This window comes from Microbacterium sp. H37-C3 (assembly GCF_027157935.1).
GTDB classification, from domain to species: Bacteria; Actinomycetota; Actinomycetes; order Actinomycetales; family Microbacteriaceae; genus Microbacterium; species Microbacterium plantarum.
Genome location: NZ_JAPVLR010000002.1, coordinates 190470 through 210226, shown reverse-complemented (window position 1 = coordinate 210226; position 19757 = coordinate 190470). Strand labels below are relative to the sequence as shown.

The following is a 19757-nucleotide window of genomic DNA, read 5'->3' as shown; positions in this document are numbered from 1 at the left end:
CAGGCGGGCACTGGTAGGCTGGGGGTTCTTGTGGCGCGATCGCGCCGCACGCGTCGTAGAACGCCTTCCGCCCACCGGGTCACGACCGGCATCCCGCGGACTCTTTCGTACGGCGACCCCGCATGCGCACCCGCATCCGGGCCACCGATCAGGGCGCCGACGTGCGCCCGGAGACACACTCCCTCATGACTGACACCACTTTCCGCACGCTCGGCGTGCCCGCTCCCCTCGTCGAAGCGCTCGCGAAGGACGGCAAGACCACCGCCTTCCCGATCCAGGTCGACACCCTGCCCGACACGCTCGCCGGACGCGACGTGCTCGGCCGCGGCAAGACCGGCTCGGGCAAGACTCTGGCCTTCTCGATCCCGATGGCCGCGCGCCTCGGCGGCGAGCTCGCCGGCGGCAGCCGCCGCGCTGCCCGCATCCTGGGCCTCGTCCTCGCGCCGACCCGCGAGCTCGCGACGCAGATCAACGCGACCCTCGAGCCCCTCGCGGCGGCCTACGGCATGAAGACGACCACCATCTTCGGCGGCGTCAACCAGAATCGTCAGGTGCAGGCGCTCAACGCCGGCGTCGACATCGTCGTCGCCTGCCCGGGCCGCCTCGAAGACCTGCTGCAGCAGCGCCACCTGACGCTCGACTCGGTCGAGATCACGGTCATCGACGAGGCCGACCACATGGCCGACCTCGGCTTCCTCCCCGCCGTCACGCGCATCCTCGACAAGACGCCGCGCGACGGACAGCGGATGCTGTTCAGCGCGACCCTCGACAACGGCGTGGACAAGCTCGTCAAGCGCTTCCTGCAGAACGAGGTGCTGCACTCGGTCGACGAGGCGCACTCCCCCGTCGCGGCGATGACGCACCACGTGTTCCACCTCGCCGGCGCCGAGGAGAAGAAGGATGTCGTCAAGGCGCTCGCTTCGGGCATGGGCCGCCGCATCCTCTTCACCCGCACCAAGCACGCGGCGAAGAAGCTCGCCAAGCAGCTGACTTCGCAGGGCATCCCCTCGGTCGACCTGCACGGCAACCTCTCGCAGCCGCAGCGCGACCGCAACCTCGCCGCGTTCTCGTCGGGCGCCGCGAAGGTGCTCGTCGCAACGGATGTCGCCGCGCGCGGTGTGCACGTCGATGACGTCGAGCTGGTCGTTCACGTCGACCCGCCCATGGAGCACAAGGCGTACCTGCACCGCTCGGGCCGCACCGCCCGCGCGGGCGCCGAGGGCGCCGTCGTCACCCTCGTGATGCCGGGCCAGGAGCGCGACGTCAAGGACCTGCTCCGCAAGGCCGCCATCGCGGTCACTCCGGTCACGGTCACGGCCGAGTCGCCCGAGGTCGTCGCCCTCGTCGGAAAGGTCGCGCCCTACGTGACTCCGGCGCCGGTCGAGGTCGCGCCCCGCGGCACGAGCCAGGGCGCCAACGCGCAGCGCAAGCGCGCCGCACGTGATGCTCGCGAGGGCGGTTCGTTGAACGGCGGCGGGCGCTCCGGCGGCGGGCGCGGTCGCGGCGGACGCGGCCAGGGCCAGGCGCAGGGCCAGGGCGCTGCCGGTGGCCGCGACGGCCAGGGCGCACGCTCGGGCGGTCAGCGCGACGCGCAGCAGAGCCGCGGCGGGCAGCAGTCCGCGCGCGGTGGCCAGAGCGCCGACCGCGCACCCCGCGAGTCGCGCGACGCCGCTCCCGCGGGCAACCCGCGCCGCACCGGCCGTCGCGCCTCGTCCAACGGTGCTGCCGCAGGCGGCAAGCTCATGGTCGGCTCGGTCGTGCGCCAGAACAGCGCCGGCCGCCGCGGCGGTCGCTGACCCTCCGCCATCCGGCTCACCCCGGCATCCGGCGCGGGCCATCCCGCCGAGAACGCACGCTCGCCGCGAGAACGCACCCGCAACCGTGCGTTCTCGCGGGAGCGGTGCGTTCTCGGCGCGCGGCGCGCGCGAGGCCTAGGCCGAAAGCGCGAACTCGGCGTCGAGCGCGTCGATCTCGCGGGTGACCTCGACGACGCGCCGGGCCCGGTCCTCAGCGGGCAGCCACGACGCCTCGAACGACGAGATCGCCATCCGGCGAACCTGCTCGCGGGTGGCGCCGATCTGCTCCGTGACGATGCCGTACTCGGCGGCGAGGGTTGTGGGGAACATGCCGGGATCGTCGGAGCACGGGATGACGTTGAGCCCGGCCTCGAGCATCGCGCCGATCGACGCGCGACGCCAGGGCCGCCACGAGCGGCGCGACGTCGTCGAGGCGACGGTGAACGCGACCTGCTCCTCGCGCATCCGCTCGACGACCGCGTCGTCTTCGAGCACGTAGTACCCGTGGTCGATGCGGTCGCAGCCGAGCAGGTCGAGGCAGGTCACCGTGTTGACGGCGGTCGGGGCGTGCTCTGACGAGTGCGCGGTGCGGCCGAGACCGGCCTCGCCGGCCAGCCGGTACGCGTCGACGAAGCGCTCGGGCGGACCGGCGGTCTCGAGGTTGTCGAGGCCGATGCCCGCGACGTACGGGTGCGGGTTGTCGACGACGCGGCGGACGACCTCGAGCGCCTCCTCGCCGCTGCGGCTGCGGTCGATGCCCTGGATCATCAGCCCGGTCATACCGAAGTCGCGCTCCGCCATGCGGATGCCCTCGGCGTACGCCTCGACGGCGCCGAGGTACCCGAGCGACGCGAGGTGCGGCGGCAGCGCATCGAAGAACAGCTCGAGGTGGCGCGTGCCGCTGCGGTGGTGGGCATCCTCGAACGCCTCGTAGACGATGCGGGTGAGGTCGTCGGCATCCCGGAGCACCTCGACCACCCAGTTCGACACCTGGAACAGCGAGTACGACACCTCGGGCTCATCGGCGCCGCGCTGCTGCGGGACCGGGATGCGCGTGTTGCGGTACAGGGCCGGGTCGGGCGGCAGCGAGTTGATGTCGGTGAAGATGCGCTCGGGGTCGGCGGGCAGCGCCAGCGACTCGCGCCGAGCCAGCTCGGCGAACGTGGACGCGCGCACGGTGCCGATCAGGTGGCAGTGCAGGTCGGCCTTCGGCAGGCGCTGCAGGTAGTCGTCGGTGAGGGATGCTGCGGAAGTCATGGTGCCGTTCGTACTCGTGGAGCGGTGCGGTCGAGGAACCGCGAGAAGAAGCCCGACCGCCGAGGATGGGGGGTGCTCGACGGCCGGGCGGTCTGGATCAGCGCGAGGCGACCTCGCGCGCGAACCGCTCGACCCACTGCGCGCGGTTCGGGACGACCTCGGCGGGGTCGAGCGTGGCGTAGCCCGCCGCGATCGGGTCGGCGGCGATGTCACCGACGACCGCGGTGATCTCAGCGGGGATCGTCGCGTCGAGGGCGACGGGCAGGTCGCCGACGATCTCGGCCGATGCCGTCTGCGCCTCGACGGAGAGCAGGTAGTCGATGAAGGCGTACGCGCCCTCGAGGTTCTTCGCGCCGCTGGGGATCATGGCGCGGTTGGTGGCCATGTACCGGCCCTCGGCCGGCGCGGTCCAGGCGACGGGCTCACCCGAGGCGACGAGCGTCGTGGCGAACCCGCTGAGGGCATCGGCGGCGACGATCTCACCCTGGGTGAGAAGGTTGGTGACCTCGGTCGACGACGAGTAGAACTGCAGGATGTTCGGCGCCCATCCGCCGATCGTCGTGTAGGCGGTATCGATGTCGTAGGGGCCGTCGCCGAAGGTCGACGCGACGCCCGAGACGGCGAGCTGCCCGGCCGTCACGGCGATGTCGGGGAAGGCGAGGCGGCCGCTGTAGGCGGAGTCGGCGTAGAGCGACCAGTCGGCTGCCTGCGCGGCATCCAGTTCGTCGGTGTTGTACAGCGTGCCGTTGAGCTGGTAGCTGTAGGCAGGGCCGTCATAGCCGTCCTCGACGGCGAAGTCGGCGATGTTCGCGAGGTTGGGGACGTCGGACTCGTCGAAGTCCTGGAACAGGTCCTTCTCCTGACCGGATGCCGCGAAGGTGTCGGAGATCAGCATGACGTCGATCCCCGCGTCGCCACCGGCGAGCTGCAGCTGCGACAGGCGGTCGGCGTTCGATCCGGTCTCGATCTCGACCGTGATGCCGGTCTTCTCGGTGAAGGGATCGACGATCGCCTCCTGGAACTGCTCGACGCCGAACGGGAAGGCGCTGACGACGATCGAGTCGCTCGAGCCACCGTCACCGGAGTCTCCCGAACCGCCGGAGCAGCCGGTGACGACGAGGGCCGTGGCGGCGACGGCGGCGGATGCCACGAGGACGAGGCTGGTGCGGGTGCGGATCATGCGGGTTCCTCTCGGGGCTCTGCGGGCGGGCCGCAGGGGCGCGGGTGCTGGTGCTGGTGCGGGTGCTGGTGCTGGCGGGACAGGCTGGTGGGACGGGCTGGCGGGACGGCTCAGGCGGCGAGGCGGATGAGCCGGGCGGTGGGGGCGGTGACGGTGACCCGGTCGCCCGGGCGCGCGGCGACGGCCTCGTCGCGAACATCGGCGATGAGACGGACGGCAGCGCCGGTGGCGTCGGCGGTCTCGACGGTCACGAGACGGTCGACTCCGCGGTAGGCGACGTCGAGCACGACACCGTCGAGAGCGAGCCCGGTGCCGTCGGCGGGGCGTCCGAGAGCGAGATGCTCGGGTCGCACGGTCGTCAGTGTCCCGTCAGCGGCGGCGAGGAAGTTCTCGTAGCCGAGGAACTCCGCGACGAAACGGTTCGCGGGAGCGGTGAACACCTCCGACGGCGCACCCTCCTGCATGATGCGGCCGTCGCGCATGAGCACCATCCGGTCGGACATCTCCAGGGCCTCGTCCTGATCGTGCGTGACGAGCACGACGGTCAGGCCGGTCTCGGACTGGATGCGGCGGATCTCGGCGCGCATCTGCACGCGCAGGCGCGCGTCGAGGTTCGACAGCGGCTCGTCGAGCAGGAGCAGGGTCGGACGGATGGCGATGGCGCGCGCCAGAGCCACACGCTGCTGCTGACCACCGGAGAGCTTCTTGGGCCGGCTCGCTGCGAGGTGTCCGAGACCGACGAGGTCGAGCGATTCCTCGACCCGGCGGCGACGCTCGGCCGCCGCGACCTTGCGCAGCTTCAGGCCGTAGCCGACGTTCTCGGCGACGCTCATGTGCGGGAACAGGGCGTACGACTGGAAGACCATGCCGAGTCCGCGCCGCTCCGGCGGGGTGCGGGTGGCGTCCTGACCCGCGATCATGATGCGGCCCGAAGTGGGCTGCGTGTAGCCCGCGAGCATCCGCAGCGAGGTGGTCTTGCCGCATCCGCTCGGGCCGAGCAGCGTGGTGAGCTGCCCCGACGGGATGGCGAGGTCGATGTCGTCGACGGCGGTGAAGTCGCCGAAGCGCTGGGTCACCCCGACGAACTCTGCTGCGGTGGTCATCGGTTGATCCCTCCGAAGATGCGGGCGAAGCCGACCGTGCGCTCGGCGATGACGGCGATGACGACGGTGCCCGCGAGGATGATGGTGCTCGTGGCCGCGACCATCGGGTCGTAGCTCTGCTGGACGTAGTCGAGCATGGTGACGGGGAGCGTGCGGAAGTCGCGGCTCTGCAGCAGCAGCGACAGCGGCACGTTGTTGAACGAGGTGACGAAGCTCAGCAGCCCCGCCGAGAAGATGCCGGGGCGCAGCAAGGGCAGCGTGACCGAGAAGAACGCGCGCAGCGGCGAGGCGCCGAGGCCGCGGGCGGCCTCCTCGATGCCCGGATCGGCGAGCGCGAGCGACGCGCCGGTGACCCGCACCGCATAGGGCAGCATCAGCACGGTGTGGCCGATGAGCAGCACCGGGAAGTTGTCGAGGCGCAGGCCGATCATCAGCTGCTGGTAGAGCGCGAGGCCGACCACCAGCTCGGGAACGATGAGCGGCGAGAGGAAGAGCCCCTCGACGAGACCCTTGCCGGGCAGCTTGCCGCGGTGGATCGCCAGCGTCACGGGAACACCGATCAGCAGCGCGAGCACCGTGGCGATGAGGGCGAGCTGAAGACTCGACAGCAGGGCGCTGATGAACGGGTCGTAGTTCAGCGCCGCCTCGAACCACTGCAGCGAGAAGCCCTCGGGCGGGAAGCGCAGGGTGCGTCCGCCCGTGAACGCCGTGGCGACCACGAAGAGGATCGGCACGATCATGATGATGTAGCCGGCGACGGCGAGGGATGCCGCGACGGGTCGACTCGTCTTCACGCGGTGGCCCCCCGTCGTCCGACGACGGCCGAGATGCCCGACACGGCGAAGACGAGGACCGTCATGATGATGGCCGTCGCGCTCGCCGCCGCCCAGTCGATCGTCACGCTCGAGTACGAGTACAGCTGGGTTGACAGCATCCGCTGGCTCGATCCGCCGAGCAGGTAGGGGGTCGTGTAGGCGGTGACGCTCCCCGCGAAGACGAGGGTCGACGCGACGACCATGCCCGGCGCCGAGAGCGGCACGACGATGCCCCAGAACGTCCGGATACGGCTCGCGCCGAGACCGCGGGCGGCGTCGTCGAGCCCGGGATCGACCTGGGCGACGGCGGAGTAGCAGGAGATGATCGCGAGCGGCAGGAAGAGCTGCGTCAGACCCAGCACGATCGCGAGCTCGGTGTACAGCAGCTGCGGCGCCCGGTCGACGAGGCCGAGCCCCGTGAGCAGCTGGCCGATCGCGCCGTTCGACCCCAGCAGCACGAGCCAGCCGAACGTGCGCACGACGTTGCTCAGCAGCAGCGGGAAGATCGCGAGGGCGAGCAGCACACCCGACCAGCGCGAGGTCGAGCGGGCGAGCAGATAGGCGATCGGGAACCCCAGCACGATGCAGATCACGGTGACGATGAGGCCGAGCCCGACCGTGCGCCCGATGATCGCGAGATCGAACGGGTCGGTCAGCATCCGACCGAGACGCTCGAGGATGTCGACCAGGCTGACGCCGGGAGGGGCGAACAGCATCGCGATCGACGGGATGAGGAACCCCGCCAGCAGGAGCGCGAGCCCGGGGAGGGCCAGCAGTCCGGTGCGGCGTGAAACCACGAGCGAACTCCGTTCGTGCGAGGGGCGCGGGTGCAACCGGTTGCGCAACCGGTTGCTCCTACCGTAGAGCCCGCGTGGGGAGGCGCGCGACCATTCGTGTTAACACCGTGTAAAACCGGTGTTCATCGGCGACGCAACCGGTTGCTCTCGCTCAGTAGGATGAGCGGACCGTCGCGGCATGCGGCGGTCGGATGAAGGGGGCACGGTGACGACACTCGCCGATGTCGCCGCACACGCGGGTGTGTCGAAGTCGACGGCATCCCGGGCGCTCAGCCGCCCCGACCTCGTGGCCCCCGAGACCGTCGCGCGCGTGCGCGCCGCGGCCGAGACGCTGGGCTTCATCCCCAACCGCGCCGCGAGCCACCTCGCCCGGGGACGCAGCGGCATCGTCGCGCTCGTCGTGCCCACCCTCGACAACGCGTTCTTCACCCCGATCATCGCGGGAGCCCAGGAGCGCGCCCGCGCGTCCGACCTGCAGCTCACGGTCGCGGTGCACCGGCTCGACGACGCCGACGGGCTCGATGAGCTCGAGCGCCTCGCCCGGCAGGTCGACGGCTGCATCCTCGTCGCCCCGCGTGGCCCCGACGAGATCGTCCGTGCCGCCGGCGCCTTCGGGCCGACCGTCCTCGTCGACCGCGAGATCGACGGCATGACCTCGATCGTCGCCGACACCGCGAGCGCGTTCGCCGAGCTCGCCACGCGTCTGGCCGACGCCGGTCACCGCGGGATCGTGTACCTCGGCGGGCCGGAGGGATCGTGGCAAGACCGGCAACGCTCGGCCGCGATCGCGGCCGCCGTCGGCGAGCGCGTCGACCTGACCGCGCTCGGCCCGTTCCCGGCGACCTTCGCGGCCGGCGTCGCGACCGCCGACGCGGTCATCGACTCGGGCGCGACGGCGGCTGTGCCCTATGCGACATCCATCGGGCTCGGACTCGTCTTCGCCCTGCGCGCTCGGGGCGTCGCCTCGCCGGGCGAGATCGTCGTCAGCGCGGAACGCCTGGTGGCCGAGGCCATCGGAGCCGACGACGTGCCCGCGATCGACGTCGACGGCGACGAGCTGGGCCGCGAGGCGATGGCCGCGCTCCTCCCGATGCTCGTCGCCCCGCCGTCCGCCCCCACCCGCCGACGCCTCGACGTGTCGGTGCATTGGCCCGGAGCGCGAACCGCCGAGAACGCACTCTCGCCGCGATAACGCACCCTCCTCGGTGCGTTCTCGCGGCGATGGTGCGTTCTCGGCGAAGGCCCGGCAGCCCGCGGCGCGGGTCAGCGAGCGAAGCGGTCGGTTGCGGCGACGAGGGCCGCGGCGATGCCGGGCTCACCCGCCGAGTGGCCGGCGTCGTCGACCATGACGAACTCGGCCTCCGGCCAGGCCCGGTGCAGATCCCACGCAGTCATGGGCGGCGTGCACGCGTCGTAGCGGCCCTGCACGATGACACCCGGGATGCCGCGGAGGCGGCCCGACGCGGCATCCTCGATCAACTGCCCCTCGCGCAGCCACCCGCCGTTGAGGAAGTAGTGGTTCTCGATGCGCGCGAACGCCGTCGCCGATTCGGCCGCGGTCATCGCGGTCACCAGCTCCGGGTCGGGACGAAGGGTCACGGTCGAGGCCTCCCAGCGGGTCCAGGCCTGCGCCGCGGGGACGTGCACCGCCGGATCGGGGTCGGTGAGCAGCCGGTGGTACGCCTCGATCAGCCGGCTCCGCTCGATGACGGGCACCGGGGCGAGGTAGTCCTCCCACAGGTCGGGGAACAGCGCAGCCGCACCGCCCTCGTAGAACCACTCGAGCTCGTGGCGCCGCAGCGTGAAGATCCCGCGCAGCACCAGCTCCGAGACGGCATCCGGGTGCGACTGCGCGTAGGCGAGCGCGAGCGTCGAGCCCCACGAGCCGCCGAAGACCTGCCACCGATCGATGCCGAGATTGCGTCGCAACAGCTCGATGTCGGCGACGAGGTGCCACGTGGTGTTGTAGCGCAGGTCGGCAGCCGGATCACTCGCATGCGGCGTCGACTTCCCGCAGCCGCGCTGGTCGAACAGGATGATGCGATACGCCTCGGGGTCGAAGAAGCGGCGGTGCCACGGCGAGGTTCCGCCGCCGGGGCCGCCGTGCAAGAACACGACCGGCTTGCCCTCGGGGTTGCCCGACTGCTCCCAGTAGACGCGCTGACCGTCGCCGGCGAGCAGGAAGCCCGTCTCGTAGGGTTCGATCTCGGGATACAGGATGCCGGCCAGGGCGGCCGACACGCTCACCGTGCGGCTCCGCGGTCGCGTTCGTTCATGCGCTTTACCGTACCTCCGGCGCGTCGCCCACCGCGTCGCCGCACGGAGACGAGCCGGGATGCGCCGCCTCAGGTCCTTCGTCCGAGACGCCGCTCGCGTCGACCAGCTCGCGGGGATCGCGGATCGACCGCAGCGGCGACAGCACGACCCAGACGACCGTCAGCATGACGCCCGCACCCGCGATGGCCATCCCGGCGCGGGTGCCCACCAGCTCGCCGAGCCCGCCGCCGATCGCCGCGCCGATCGCGACCACCCCGTACGAGACCCAGCGCATCGTCGCGTTCACGCGCCCGAGGACCTCGTTCGGCGTCCGCAGCTGACGCAACGTCACGGCGACGACGCTCGACAGCGACGTGCCGGCTCCGTTCAGCGCGAACGCCGCGGCCAGCACCGCCACCAGTACCGCGGGCGACCAGGATGCGGGCACGAGCGGCAGTATCGACAGCGCGATGCTCTCCGCGACTGCGCACGCGATCAAGACCGACCCCGCCCCGAAGCGGCGCACCGCTGCCGGGGCACTCGCCGCGGCCGCCACGGCACCGACGGCACCGAGCCCGAAGATCAACCCGAGCTGCCCCGCATCCAGCCCGAGCTCGCGAACGGCGTGCACCGTGAACAGCACCGTGATCGCCTGGGCGAACAGGTTGTAGATGGCGGCGAATCCGACGAGGGCGATCAGGAAGCGATCTCGCCGCACGAAACGCAAGCCCTCGCGCAGCTCCGGCAGCGCACCGCGGCCGCTGGGGACGGGGCGGTGTTCCCGGGTGGAGATGCTCGTCAGGGCGAGTGCCGAGACGAGGTACGTGGCCGCGGGAGCGATGAGGGCCCAGGCGGCGGTCAGCGTCTGGACGAGCAGCCCCGCCATCCCGGGGCCGCCGATCTGAGCTACGGCGGCCGTCGCCTGCAGGCGACCGTTCGCGCGCTCGAGGTGAGACCGGCCCGCGACGGTGGGCAGATAGGACTGGTAGCTCACGTCGAACGCCACGGTGAAGGCGCCCAAGAGCAGGACGAGCCCGACGAGAGCGGGCAACGTCAGCACCCCGGCGACGGCGAGGCCGACGACCACGACCGTCAGGAAAGCTCGGGCGAGGTCCGCGACGATCAGGATGCGGCGGCGACGGGACCGATCGACGAGCACGCCGAGCGGCAGCGCGAGGAGCAGGAACGGCATCCATTTCGCCGCGCCCAGCAGCCCCACCTCGCCGGCGCTCGCCCCGAGCACCACGACGGCGAGCAGCGGGAGAGCGAGGTCGCCGACCTGCGCTCCGACAGAGGAGGCCCCCTGCGCGACCCAGAGACGGCGGAAGTCCGCGCCGAGACCGTCCGCGGAGTGTCTAATGGGTGCTCTGACTTTCATGCGTTACACACTCTCAGCCCTGAACTAATGGCACAAGCGGACGACGAGCGTTAGCATTCATTCGTGGCGCAGTCCGACGCAGCGGCGTTCCCCCGGGTCGCGGGGCACCCCGCTCTCGATCTGGTCGACACAGTGCACTGGCGGCTCGACCCCCAACGCGCGATCGACACCCTCCGCGACTTCGACGACGTCGTGTCGTGGTGCCACCAGATGGATGTCGGCGCCGCGACGGACGCCGCGAAAAGCGCGCTGCCCGGGGCCGAATCGGGCGTGGCGGCCCGGGAGCACCGCGCGGTCGTCGCGCTGCGCGAGGCGGTCTACGAAGCGGTGTTCCAGCATTCCTCGGCAGCAGCCGATCTCATCGCCCGCGAGCACGTCGACGCCCTCGCCCGGTCGTCGCTGAGCTTCGACGAGCGCGCCTCGGCGTGGGTGTGGGTGCCGCCCGCCGATCTCTCCGGACCGCGCGCGGCGGTGGCCATGAGCGCCCACGACCTGCTGACATCCGATCTCACCACCGCACGGCAGTGCGCCGACGATGCCTGCGGGTGGGTCTACCTCGACCGCTCGCCTCGACGCAATCGGATCTGGTGCACCGCCGCCGGGTGCGGCAACCGCAACCGTGTGGCCCGGCACCAGGCGAAGCGGAAGGCCTGACCGCGAGGTCGATTCTCCGGTCCGGCACCCCGTGCGGCCGCAGCGGCAGGAATAGGCTCGGCACATGGACGCCACCACCGTCACCGTCACCGGCGCGGCCGGCCAGATCGGCTACGCCCTGCTGTTCCGCATCGCCTCCGGCGAGATGCTCGGCCCCGACCGGCCCGTGAATCTCCGCCTCCTCGAGATCCCCGACGGGGTCCGAGCCGCGGAGGGAACGGCGCTCGAGCTGCAGGACTGCGCGTTCCCGCTGCTGCGCTCGGTCGAGGTCACGGATGACGCGCGCACGGGGTTCGCGGGTGCCAACATCGCGATGCTCGTGGGTGCCCGGCCCCGATCGGCCGGCATGGAGCGCGGCGACCTGCTCGCCGCCAACGCGGGCATCTTCGGCCCGCAGGGCGCGGCCATCGCGGCATCCGCGGCATCCGACGTCCGCGTGCTGGTCGTGGGCAATCCCGCCAACACGAACGCGCTGATCGCGGCGTCGGCGGCCGAAGGCGTACCCGCCGAGCGCTTCAGCGCCATGACCCGCCTCGATCACGAGCGCGCCGTCGCTCAGCTCGCCGCGCGGCTCGAGGTGCCCGTCAACGACATCGAGGGCGTGGTGATCTGGGGCAACCACTCCGCGACGCAGTTCCCCGACATCGCCTCCGCGACCGTCGCCGGGCGCCCCGTGGCCGACGCCCTCGCCGACCGGCTGGGCGGAACGGATGCCGCACGGGCCTGGCTCGACGACGAGTTCGTGCCCCGCGTCGCCAAGCGCGGCGCCGAGATCATCGCGGTGCGCGGGGCGTCATCTGCCGCATCGGCCGCCAACGCGGCACTGCGGCACGTGCGAGACGACGTGCTCGGCACCGACGGTCGGCGCACCTCGGCCGCCGTCGTCTCGCGCGGCGAGTACGGCGTGCCCGAGGGTCTGGTGTGCTCCTTCCCCGTCACGAGCGACGGCTCGGGTTATCGCGTCGTAACCGGGCTCGAACTCGACGAACGCGGCCGAACGCGGCTCGACGCCTCGGTCGCCGAGCTCATCGACGAGCGCGACGCCGTCCGGGCCCTCGGCATCCTCTGACGGGCACCCGGACGCGTGGAACTGCTGCCCGGACTCATCCTCGGTGTCGTCGCGATCGCCGTCTCGACCTCGCTGTCGAAACGTCTCGGTGTCGCGGGGCCGCTGATCCTCGTCGCGGTCGGACTGGCCGCGTCGTGGCTGCCGATCCTCGACGACTTCGAGGTCGACCCCGAGCTGATCCTCGTCGGCGTGCTGCCTCCCCTGCTCTACGCGGCGGCAGTGCGTCTGCCCGCGGTCGAGTTCCGGCGCGATCTGCCGTCGATCTCGGGGCTCGCCGTCGCGCTCGTCGTCATCAGCGCGCTCGCGATCGGCGGCTTCCTCACCCTCGTTCTGCCCCAGCTCGGGTTTCCGCTGGCGGTGGCGCTCGGGGCGGTGCTGAGCCCGAGCGACGCCGTCGCGACCTCGATCGTCAAGCGGCTCGGCATATCCCCGCGGGTCGTGACGATCCTCGAGGGTGAGAGCCTCATCAACGACGCCACCGCCCTCGTTCTGCTGCGCAGCGCGATCGCGGCGGTCGCCGGCGGGTTCGCATTCGCCGACACGGTCGGAACCTTCGTCTGGGGAATCGTCGCCGCCGTGATCGTGGGGGTCGTCGTCGGCGGACTGAACCTGCGCGTCCGGGCGCGCATGAACACGGTCGCCGCCACCGCCCTCGGATTCATCGTCCCGTTCGTGGCGTACCTGCCGACCGAGCACCTCGGCGGCTCTGGGCTCGTCGCCGCCGTCGCGGCGGGCATCACCACGGGTCAAGGTGCCGCACGACGCTTCACCGCCGAGCAGCGAGTCTCCGACGAGATCAACTGGCGCACGGTCGAGCTCGTGCTCGAGGGCGGGGTTTTCCTCGTGATGGGGCTGGAGCTGCGCGGCATCCTCGACGACAACTTCCGGCAGCAGAGCGGTCCCGGAAAGGCGATCCTGCTCGCCCTCGGCTCGCTCGCGATCCTGCTCGCCATCCGCGCCGTCTACGTCGCGGGGCTCATCTTCTTCCAGGGGCGTCGTGCACGCCTGCGCCAGCGCGACCGCCTCGAGCAGATCTCGGAGCGCCTCGACAGCCTGCCGCCTGATTTCGCCGGGCGCGGCCGCAATCCCGGGGCCACGCGCCGGCGTCTGGAGAGCATGCGCACCCGGGTGACCCGGGCGTTCCACGACCTCGACTACTACGAGGCGTCGCCGCTGGGCTGGAAGCACGGCACGATCATCGTGTGGGCCGGGATGCGAGGGGTCGTCACCCTCGCCGCGGCGCAGACCCTTCCCCGTGAGACCCCGGAGCGCGAGCTCCTCATCCTCACCGCGTTCCTGGTCGCCGTCATCAGCTTGCTCCTCCAGGGCCTCACCCTGCCGGCGCTGGTGCGGGCGCTGCGCATCCCGAGCAGCACCGCCGACAGCTCGCTGCTGCGCGAGGAGGAGGAAGCGCTCGACGCCGAGCTGCGCATCGCGGCGATCGACCGGCTGGCCGACCCGACACTCGCCGTCGAAGAAGGCGGCAAGTGGGACGCCCGGACGCTGACGATCGCGCGCCGCCGGCTGGAGCACGCCGCAGACGAGGACGCCGGCGCCCTCGCCCGCGAGCTGCAGCTGCTGCTCATCGGTGCGATGCGCGCGCGACTGCTCGAGCTGTCGAGCGAGGGCGCGTTCTCGTCCGAGGTGCTGCGCGAGTCGCAACGCCGGCTCGACTCGCAGCAGGTGAGCCTCGAGATGCGCCAGAACGACCTCTGACGCGAACTCGTGGTGAAAACCGTTCTCGCGTCGGCGACAATGAGAGGGTGAGCACCCCGACCGACGACGACCGGACCACGCGCCCGGCGGCGGACTACGCCGAGACGCGTACGATCGCGCTGCCCGACTCCCCCGTCGACGAGCTGCCCGACAGCTTCGCGGCCCTGCAGCCGAGCCCGGAGTGGTGGGCTGCCCGCCCTGCCGGCGCTCGCCTCGTCGGTCTGGTCGTCTCGCGCGACGACATGCCGAGCATTGTGACGCAGCGCGACGCCCTGGCCCAGTTCGGAGTTCCGATCGAGGGCTTCCGGCATCCCGCCCCCGAGACCGGAGAAAGCTGGCAGGAGCGCCTGTCGCGACTGTTCGGTCATCTGACGGCGGGCGATGTCGTCGTTGTCTCGGACGTGCACGCGCTCGGCCGCGACGCCGACGAAGAGACCCGAACGATCGCCGAGTTGCGCCGACGTTCCGTGATCGTGAAGGTGCTCGGCTCGCGCCAGGCCTGATCCGCGGCATCCGCCCCGCCCCGCCGCCCGGTGTCAAGACCCTGGCACCCGGCCGGGCGATCTCTACCGTGGAGCCTGGCCGAGCCGTCCCGGGGCACGGTCGCCGGAGGACGCCATGGCCACGAACGAACCGCCGCCCACAGAGGCGATGCTCGACGGTCGCTACCTGCTGGGCGAATGCGTCGGCCAGGGCGGCATGGCCCGCGTCCACCGCGCCGAGGATGTGCTGCTCGGCCGCACCGTCGCCATCAAGCTGCTGCGTCCCGAGCTGGAAGGGGCGACGACATCCTCCCGCGCCCGAAGCGAGATGACCGTGCTCGCCTCGCTCAACCACCCCGCACTGGTGACCCTCTACGACGCGCAACTCGCACCGGGTCGCGCCGAGTACCTGGTCATGGAGTTCGTGGACGGTCCGACGCTCGCCGCCCGTATCGCCGGCGGCCCCCTCCCCGCGGGTGACGTCGCTGCTCTGACCGCCGACCTCGCCGAGGCGCTGCACGTCGTCCACGACGCAGGGATCGTGCACCGCGACATCAAGCCCTCGAACGTCCTTCTGTCGCAGTCGCCGATGCTCGGCAGCTGGTCGGGTGCGAAGCTGGCCGACTTCGGGATCTCCGTCCTCGTGGATGCCGCTCGGCTCACTCAGCCCGGAACCGTCATCGGAACGGCTGCCTACCTTTCCCCGGAGCAGCTCACCGGCGCGCCGCCTGCTCCGCCCGCCGACATCTACGCGCTCGGCCTGGTCGTGCTCGAGGCTCTCACCGGGCAGCGGGGCTTCCCCCGCGCGGAAGGATTCGGCGAGGCGCTTGCACGACTCACGATCGCGCCCGAGATCCCCGACACGCTCGACCCCGCCTGGGCCGCGCTGCTCCGGGGTATGACCGAGATGCGTCCGGAAGACCGGCCGAGCGCGGCCGAGGTGTTCTCGGCCGCGAAGGAGCTCGCGGAACGCCCCGCAGCGCCGGCCCCGCCTCCCGTTCCCGCATCGGTCGCGGCGGCGACGCCCGTTGCCGCAACCGGCACCGCGACGCGTATCCTCCCCGCGGCTGCCGCGGGAACCGCGCGAGCGCCGGCCCGCGAGCGCCGGCGGCCCTCGCGGGGGCGGATAGGACTCATCGGGGGCGTGGCCGCCGCGACTCTCGCGGCCACCGCGCTCGGCGGCATGTGGCTCGCCGGTTCCACCGGCGAGACCGTTCCGAGCACGCCCGCCGATACCGAGCAGTCCGCCGTTCCCGAGCCGACGATCACCGAGACGACCGAGCCGGTCACCGTCGTGGACGAGCAGACCGACGAGTCGGAAGAACAGCCGGCCGCGCCCGCCGAGAACACGACGGAGCAGGACGGACCGGCCTCCGAGGCCGACCGGAAGGCCGCCGAAGAGGCGGCGAAGAAGGCAGAGCGAGAAGCTGAGAAGGCCGCCGACGAGCAGAAGAAGGCCGAGGAGCGCGAGAACAAGCGCGATCAGGACAAGCCTGGCCGCGGCTGACGACCGACGTTAGGGCGTGCAGCCCCGCACGGCATCCCCCGCCCCGCCGTTCGCGCGCACGAGCTGGACTTCGATGCAGGTCCGGCCCGACGGGTCGGCGGGAACGGTGACGGTCTCGTCCTCCACACGCTGGGGCGCGGCGGCGCCGTCGAGCGTGACGGGGTACCAGAGATACGAATCGCCCTCGGCCGGATTCGGATTCGTCCAGGTGAACGTCACGTCGGCACCGGCCGCCGTGCCCGCGAGATCGCCGACGCGCGGCACGAAACCGGCGAGCGGATCCTGAGGGGCGCTGGAGGGAGACTCGCTGGCTTGAGGTTCCGCAGGCGCGGTCGGCTGAAGCATGCTCGCCACCACGACGACGGCGACCACGAGCGCTGCCGCGACGCCGCCGAGGGCGATCCACAGCCCGGAACGCGAACGTCCGGACGAGGTGCTCTCGGCCGGACCCGCGGCCGAATGCCTATCGGTCTCGGCGTGTGCAGCATCCGGGTTCGGCGAGCTCGCGGCGGTACCGTGCGCCGCGGCTGCGCGCTGCACTGTCTGGTCGGCGACCGGCTCGACCGTGCGCGGTCGGCGGACCGTCGAGTCCTGCCCGGCACGCGCCGACGGTCGGAGCATCGTCTCGTCGGGCGCCGACGGCGCGAACGGCGAGCCCGATGCGGACGGGGCGAACGGCGACGACGCCTCCGCGCCGCTCTTGCGACGGGTCGACCCCGCGGGAGGCGCGGTGGTCGGCTCGATGCTCACGATCCCGCGAACGCGAGTCAGCTCGCCGTCGGCATCCTCTTCCTCCTCCGCGTCGGGCGAATCATCGAGGATGTCGATCGGCGTGACCGAATGGGCCAGCTCGATCTGAACGCGCTGCAACGCGCGGGCGAACGACACGGCGCTGTCGAAGCGAGCTGCCGGGCTCTTCGCCATCGCGCGTGCCAGTGCCTGCTGCAGCGAGGGCGGAACGTCGGCACGGTCGAGTGGCGCGAGCGGCGCGGTCTCGATGCGCTGGATCAGGTCTGCGGCGCCGTTGCGGCCACCGGGCTGCTCGAACGGCGAACGACCGGCCAGAAGCGTATAGATGGTGGCGCCGAGCGCATAGACGTCCGACCGCACGCCCGAATCGGGACCGTCGCCGAACGCCTCGGGCGGCGACCACGGAATGGACATCCCGGCGGTCTCGTCGGCCCCCTCCGTCGTCGTCGCGATGCCGAAGTCGGTTAGCGCCGGGCGGTTGTACTCCGTCACCAGGATGTTGGCGGGCTTGATGTCGCGGTGCAGGATGCCGGCGCGATGCGCGGTCTCGACGGCGGCGGCGACTTGAATGCCGACGCGGAGGGCCTCGGCGACCGAGAACGCAGCGGCGCGATACCGCACCTGCAGGTTCGGCCGCGGACAGTTCTCCATGACCAGGTACGGACGCTGGTCATCCGACAGGCCGGCCTGATAGATCGTGACGATCGCCGGATGCGTCGACAGCATCGCCATGACGTTCGCCTCGGCGGTGAACTGCTCCACCGAGCCACCGGCCATCCGCTCGGGAAGCAGCACCTTGACCGCGACCTTGCGCCGGGGCAGGTGCTGCTCGTAGAGGTAGACGTCGGCGAAGCCGCCCGAGCCCAGAAGCTCGAGGTAGGTGAAGCCCGGCAGCTGGGGCGGCGGCGCCGGGGGTCGCTTCGCGCTCACGGGAGATCCTCGAAGGCGATCGTCACACCGTCGCCGATGTCGAGCACGTCGCCCGAGACGACCATCGTCGGCTCGCTCGGATGCAGCCGCACCGGGTCGTTGCCGCCGCGAAGCAGCACCGATCCGTTCGTCGTGTCGAGGTCGACGACGAGGACGTGCTCGCCCTCCGCGCGGATCTCGACGTGGTTGCGCGAGATGTCCTGCTCAGGACTCTCGACGGCGACGAGCGTGGGCAGCATGTCGCCCGTCGAGCGCGGAGAGCGCGGACGCCGACCGATGATCACCGTGTTGTCGAGTTCGACGACCTGCCCGTCCGACACGCGGATGCGTCCCCGCGTGAGACGGCGTGCGGGGACGATCTCCGTCGACTCGTAGACCGCGGGCTCGGTCCGCCGCGCACTGCGGATGTCGGCGACCGCGATGGTCTCGCCGTCGTGATCACCAGCGGGGGCGAGCGGCGACGACACGACGGTGGCGTCGTCGGCGGGGCTGGCTGATGCGGCTGCTTCCGGCTGCTCGACGGAAAGCGTCGGACGCACGACCGTCTCACCCCAGATCATCGCGTGCTCATCGGCGGCTGCCGTGTCGCTGAGCGGGACGAAGGTCTGCGCCCCAGGCGACTCGTCGAACGGGAATTCGCTCTCGTCCTCCGCCGGGGCAGCCGGGGCCGGCGACGCGGGAGCAGCAGCGGTGGGGGGCTCGACGGAGGACGGTGCCGGCGACTCCGGTGCGGGCACGGCCGGTGTGGTCGGCGCCGCGACGAACGGACTCGCGGGGCGGACGCCCGGTCGCGCGCCCGTCAGATCCACCGTAACCGAATCGGCCGCGACGACACCTTCGACGAACGGAAGCGATGCGGCCTCGTCCGCCGCGTCGGCGAAGAGCGCCGACGCGCGCTGCACGCCGGGGATGTGGCGCTCGACCCACGTCGAGACCCCCTGGCCCGAAACCGACAGCGGGCCCGACTCCGTTTCGACGACGAGCTCGACCGGGCCGCGCACGGCGACGCGGAGCCCGTCGCCCTCGACGATCGCCAGGATGAAGTCGGGAATGGCGGCCAGCGACGTGCCGAACGCGCCCGTCAGGGCCTCGATTACCGCCCCGATGCCGCGCTCCTCCAACCGGCGCCACACGGCCTCGACCGTCGGGATCGAGACGTTCGCGGGCAGGGCGACGGCCGCGGCCGGCGCGAGTGCGACGCGCCACTGCTCCGCGCCCGTTGCCGGAACGTAGCGGACCTCGACCATCAGGCTCTCCCCCCTGCGGCCGCTGCGCGCGGCCGGGTGTCTATGTCCGCGTCATCCGGCTGGCCGGACGGCACGGTGTCGTACGCGTCGTCACCGCCGTCTCCCAGCGCATCGACGACGATGACCGTGACGTTGTCGCGACCTCCGTGCAGCAACGCCTCGTGGACGAGCCGCTGCGCGGCTTCCTGCGGCTCGGTCTCCTCGTCGAGGATACGGGCGATCCGCTCGTCGTCGAGCTCGGTCGACAGGCCATCGGAGCAGACGAGGATGCGGTCGCCGCTCTCCGCCGGCAGCATCCAGAAATCGGCCTGGCCGACGCTGCCGGCGCCGAGCGCCCGCGTGATCTCATTGCGCCGAGCGTGGCGCGCGGCGGTCTCGGCGTCCATCTGGCCCGAGTCGACGAGCTCCTGCACGACGGAGTGGTCGACGCTGATCTGCTCGAGGCGTCCGCGCGCCCACCGGTATGTGCGCGAGTCGCCGATGTTCAATGCCAGCCAGTAACCGGCATCTCCGACGCGCGTGAGCACGACACCGGTGAGGGTGGTGCCCGCCGCACGCTGGCCGGTGGCGAGCGCGTCGATGTTCGCGCGGGCTCGCTCGATGGCGGCGCGGACCTCGCCGTTCGACACCACGGCGGCCCCCACCAGGGACTGGAACTCTGCGACGGCCGCGGCACTCGCACGCGCTCCGGCCTCGTGTCCGCCCATGCCGTCGGCGACGACGAAGACGGGCGCTGCGGCGAGATACGAGTCCTCGTTAGCGCGACCGCGCAGGCCGGCGTGAGTCGCCGCCCCGTGCCCCACCCGTACCGACATGGGGC

Annotated in this window: 17 protein-coding genes; 7 read left to right on the top strand and 10 right to left on the bottom strand. The window is 71.8% G+C overall.

All coding sequences use genetic code 11. The annotated features are described in order from the left end of the window. Positions 1 to 185 precede the first annotated feature (185 nt). Positions 186 to 1796: a DEAD/DEAH box helicase gene (locus O1W71_RS05995; protein ID WP_269266970.1), complete on the top strand. Its 1611-nt coding sequence runs from the start codon at positions 186 to 188 to the stop codon at positions 1794 to 1796. A 135-nt stretch (positions 1797 to 1931) separates the two neighbouring features. Here the strand turns inward: O1W71_RS05995 and O1W71_RS05990 are convergent, their stop codons facing one another. From O1W71_RS05990 to O1W71_RS05970, 5 genes are all read right to left on the bottom strand, one after another. Next, positions 1932 to 3053, bottom strand: coding sequence for an adenosine deaminase family protein (locus O1W71_RS05990; protein WP_269266969.1), 1122 nt, complete (start codon positions 3051 to 3053; stop codon positions 1932 to 1934). Positions 3054 to 3150: 97 nt separating this feature from the next. Continuing rightward, the gene (locus O1W71_RS05985; RefSeq protein WP_269266968.1) at positions 3151 to 4233 is read right to left on the bottom strand and encodes an extracellular solute-binding protein; all 1083 of its coding nucleotides are present in this window, start codon (positions 4231 to 4233) and stop codon (positions 3151 to 3153) included. 110 nt (positions 4234 to 4343) lie between these two features. Continuing rightward, positions 4344 to 5336 carry an ABC transporter ATP-binding protein gene (locus tag O1W71_RS05980; protein ID WP_269266967.1) on the bottom strand — a complete coding sequence of 331 codons (993 nt, stop codon included), beginning with the start codon at positions 5334 to 5336 and terminating at the stop codon, positions 4344 to 4346. Beyond that, positions 5333 to 6130, bottom strand: a complete 798-nt coding sequence (locus tag O1W71_RS05975; protein WP_269266966.1) for an ABC transporter permease — start codon at positions 6128 to 6130, stop codon at positions 5333 to 5335. Before O1W71_RS05975 ends, O1W71_RS05980 begins: the two co-directional genes overlap by 4 nt. Further along, positions 6127 to 6948: an ABC transporter permease gene (locus tag O1W71_RS05970; RefSeq protein WP_269266965.1), complete on the bottom strand. Its 822-nt coding sequence runs from the start codon at positions 6946 to 6948 to the stop codon at positions 6127 to 6129. Before O1W71_RS05970 ends, O1W71_RS05975 begins: the two co-directional genes overlap by 4 nt. A 205-nt stretch (positions 6949 to 7153) precedes the next feature. On the opposite strand from O1W71_RS05970, the gene O1W71_RS05965 reads away from it, so the two are divergent. Further along, complete coding sequence (locus O1W71_RS05965) at positions 7154 to 8140, top strand: LacI family DNA-binding transcriptional regulator (RefSeq protein ID WP_269266963.1); 987 nt, start codon at positions 7154 to 7156, stop codon at positions 8138 to 8140. Positions 8141 to 8211: 71 nt separating this feature from the next. On the opposite strand, the gene pip is transcribed toward O1W71_RS05965, so the two are convergent. Further along, positions 8212 to 9189, bottom strand: coding sequence for a prolyl aminopeptidase (gene pip, locus O1W71_RS05960; protein ID WP_269267519.1), 978 nt, complete (start codon positions 9187 to 9189; stop codon positions 8212 to 8214). A 40-nt stretch (positions 9190 to 9229) separates the two neighbouring features. After that, on the bottom strand, positions 9230 to 10582 hold the full coding sequence (locus O1W71_RS05955; protein WP_269266962.1) for an MFS transporter: 1353 nt from the start codon (positions 10580 to 10582) through the stop codon (positions 9230 to 9232). 63 nt (positions 10583 to 10645) lie between these two features. Between O1W71_RS05955 and O1W71_RS05950 the strand changes: the two genes are divergently transcribed. The 5 genes from O1W71_RS05950 (at position 10646) to O1W71_RS05930 (ending at position 16010) form a co-directional block, all read left to right on the top strand. After that, entirely contained in the window at positions 10646 to 11236 is a 591-nt protein-coding gene (locus tag O1W71_RS05950) for a CGNR zinc finger domain-containing protein (RefSeq protein WP_269266960.1), read from the top strand. A 64-nt stretch (positions 11237 to 11300) separates the two neighbouring features. Beyond that, positions 11301 to 12305: a malate dehydrogenase gene (locus tag O1W71_RS05945; protein ID WP_269266959.1), complete on the top strand. Its 1005-nt coding sequence runs from the start codon at positions 11301 to 11303 to the stop codon at positions 12303 to 12305. Positions 12306 to 12320: 15 nt separating this feature from the next. Next, complete coding sequence (locus tag O1W71_RS05940; protein ID WP_269266958.1) at positions 12321 to 14021, top strand: cation:proton antiporter; 1701 nt, start codon at positions 12321 to 12323, stop codon at positions 14019 to 14021. Between the two features lie 47 nt (positions 14022 to 14068). Further along, positions 14069 to 14524 (top strand): recombinase family protein, encoded by a 456-nt coding sequence (locus tag O1W71_RS05935; RefSeq protein ID WP_269266957.1) that lies wholly within the window; start codon positions 14069 to 14071, stop codon positions 14522 to 14524. A gap of 115 nt (positions 14525 to 14639) precedes the next feature. Then, complete coding sequence (locus tag O1W71_RS05930; RefSeq protein WP_269266956.1) at positions 14640 to 16010, top strand: serine/threonine-protein kinase; 1371 nt, start codon at positions 14640 to 14642, stop codon at positions 16008 to 16010. Positions 16011 to 16019: 9 nt separating this feature from the next. Here the strand turns inward: O1W71_RS05930 and O1W71_RS05925 are convergent, their stop codons facing one another. From O1W71_RS05925 to O1W71_RS05915, 3 genes are read right to left on the bottom strand one after another with little or no spacing between them, the layout of a single operon-like run. Further along, positions 16020 to 17690, bottom strand: coding sequence for a serine/threonine-protein kinase (locus O1W71_RS05925; RefSeq protein ID WP_269266954.1), 1671 nt, complete (start codon positions 17688 to 17690; stop codon positions 16020 to 16022). Then, the gene (locus O1W71_RS05920) at positions 17687 to 18937 is read right to left on the bottom strand and encodes an FHA domain-containing protein (protein ID WP_269266953.1); all 1251 of its coding nucleotides are present in this window, start codon (positions 18935 to 18937) and stop codon (positions 17687 to 17689) included. The genes O1W71_RS05925 and O1W71_RS05920 overlap by 4 nt, the downstream gene beginning before the upstream one ends. Then, entirely contained in the window at positions 18937 to 19752 is an 816-nt protein-coding gene (locus O1W71_RS05915; protein WP_269266952.1) for a PP2C family protein-serine/threonine phosphatase, read from the bottom strand. Before O1W71_RS05915 ends, O1W71_RS05920 begins: the two co-directional genes overlap by 1 nt. Positions 19753 to 19757 lie beyond the last annotated feature (5 nt).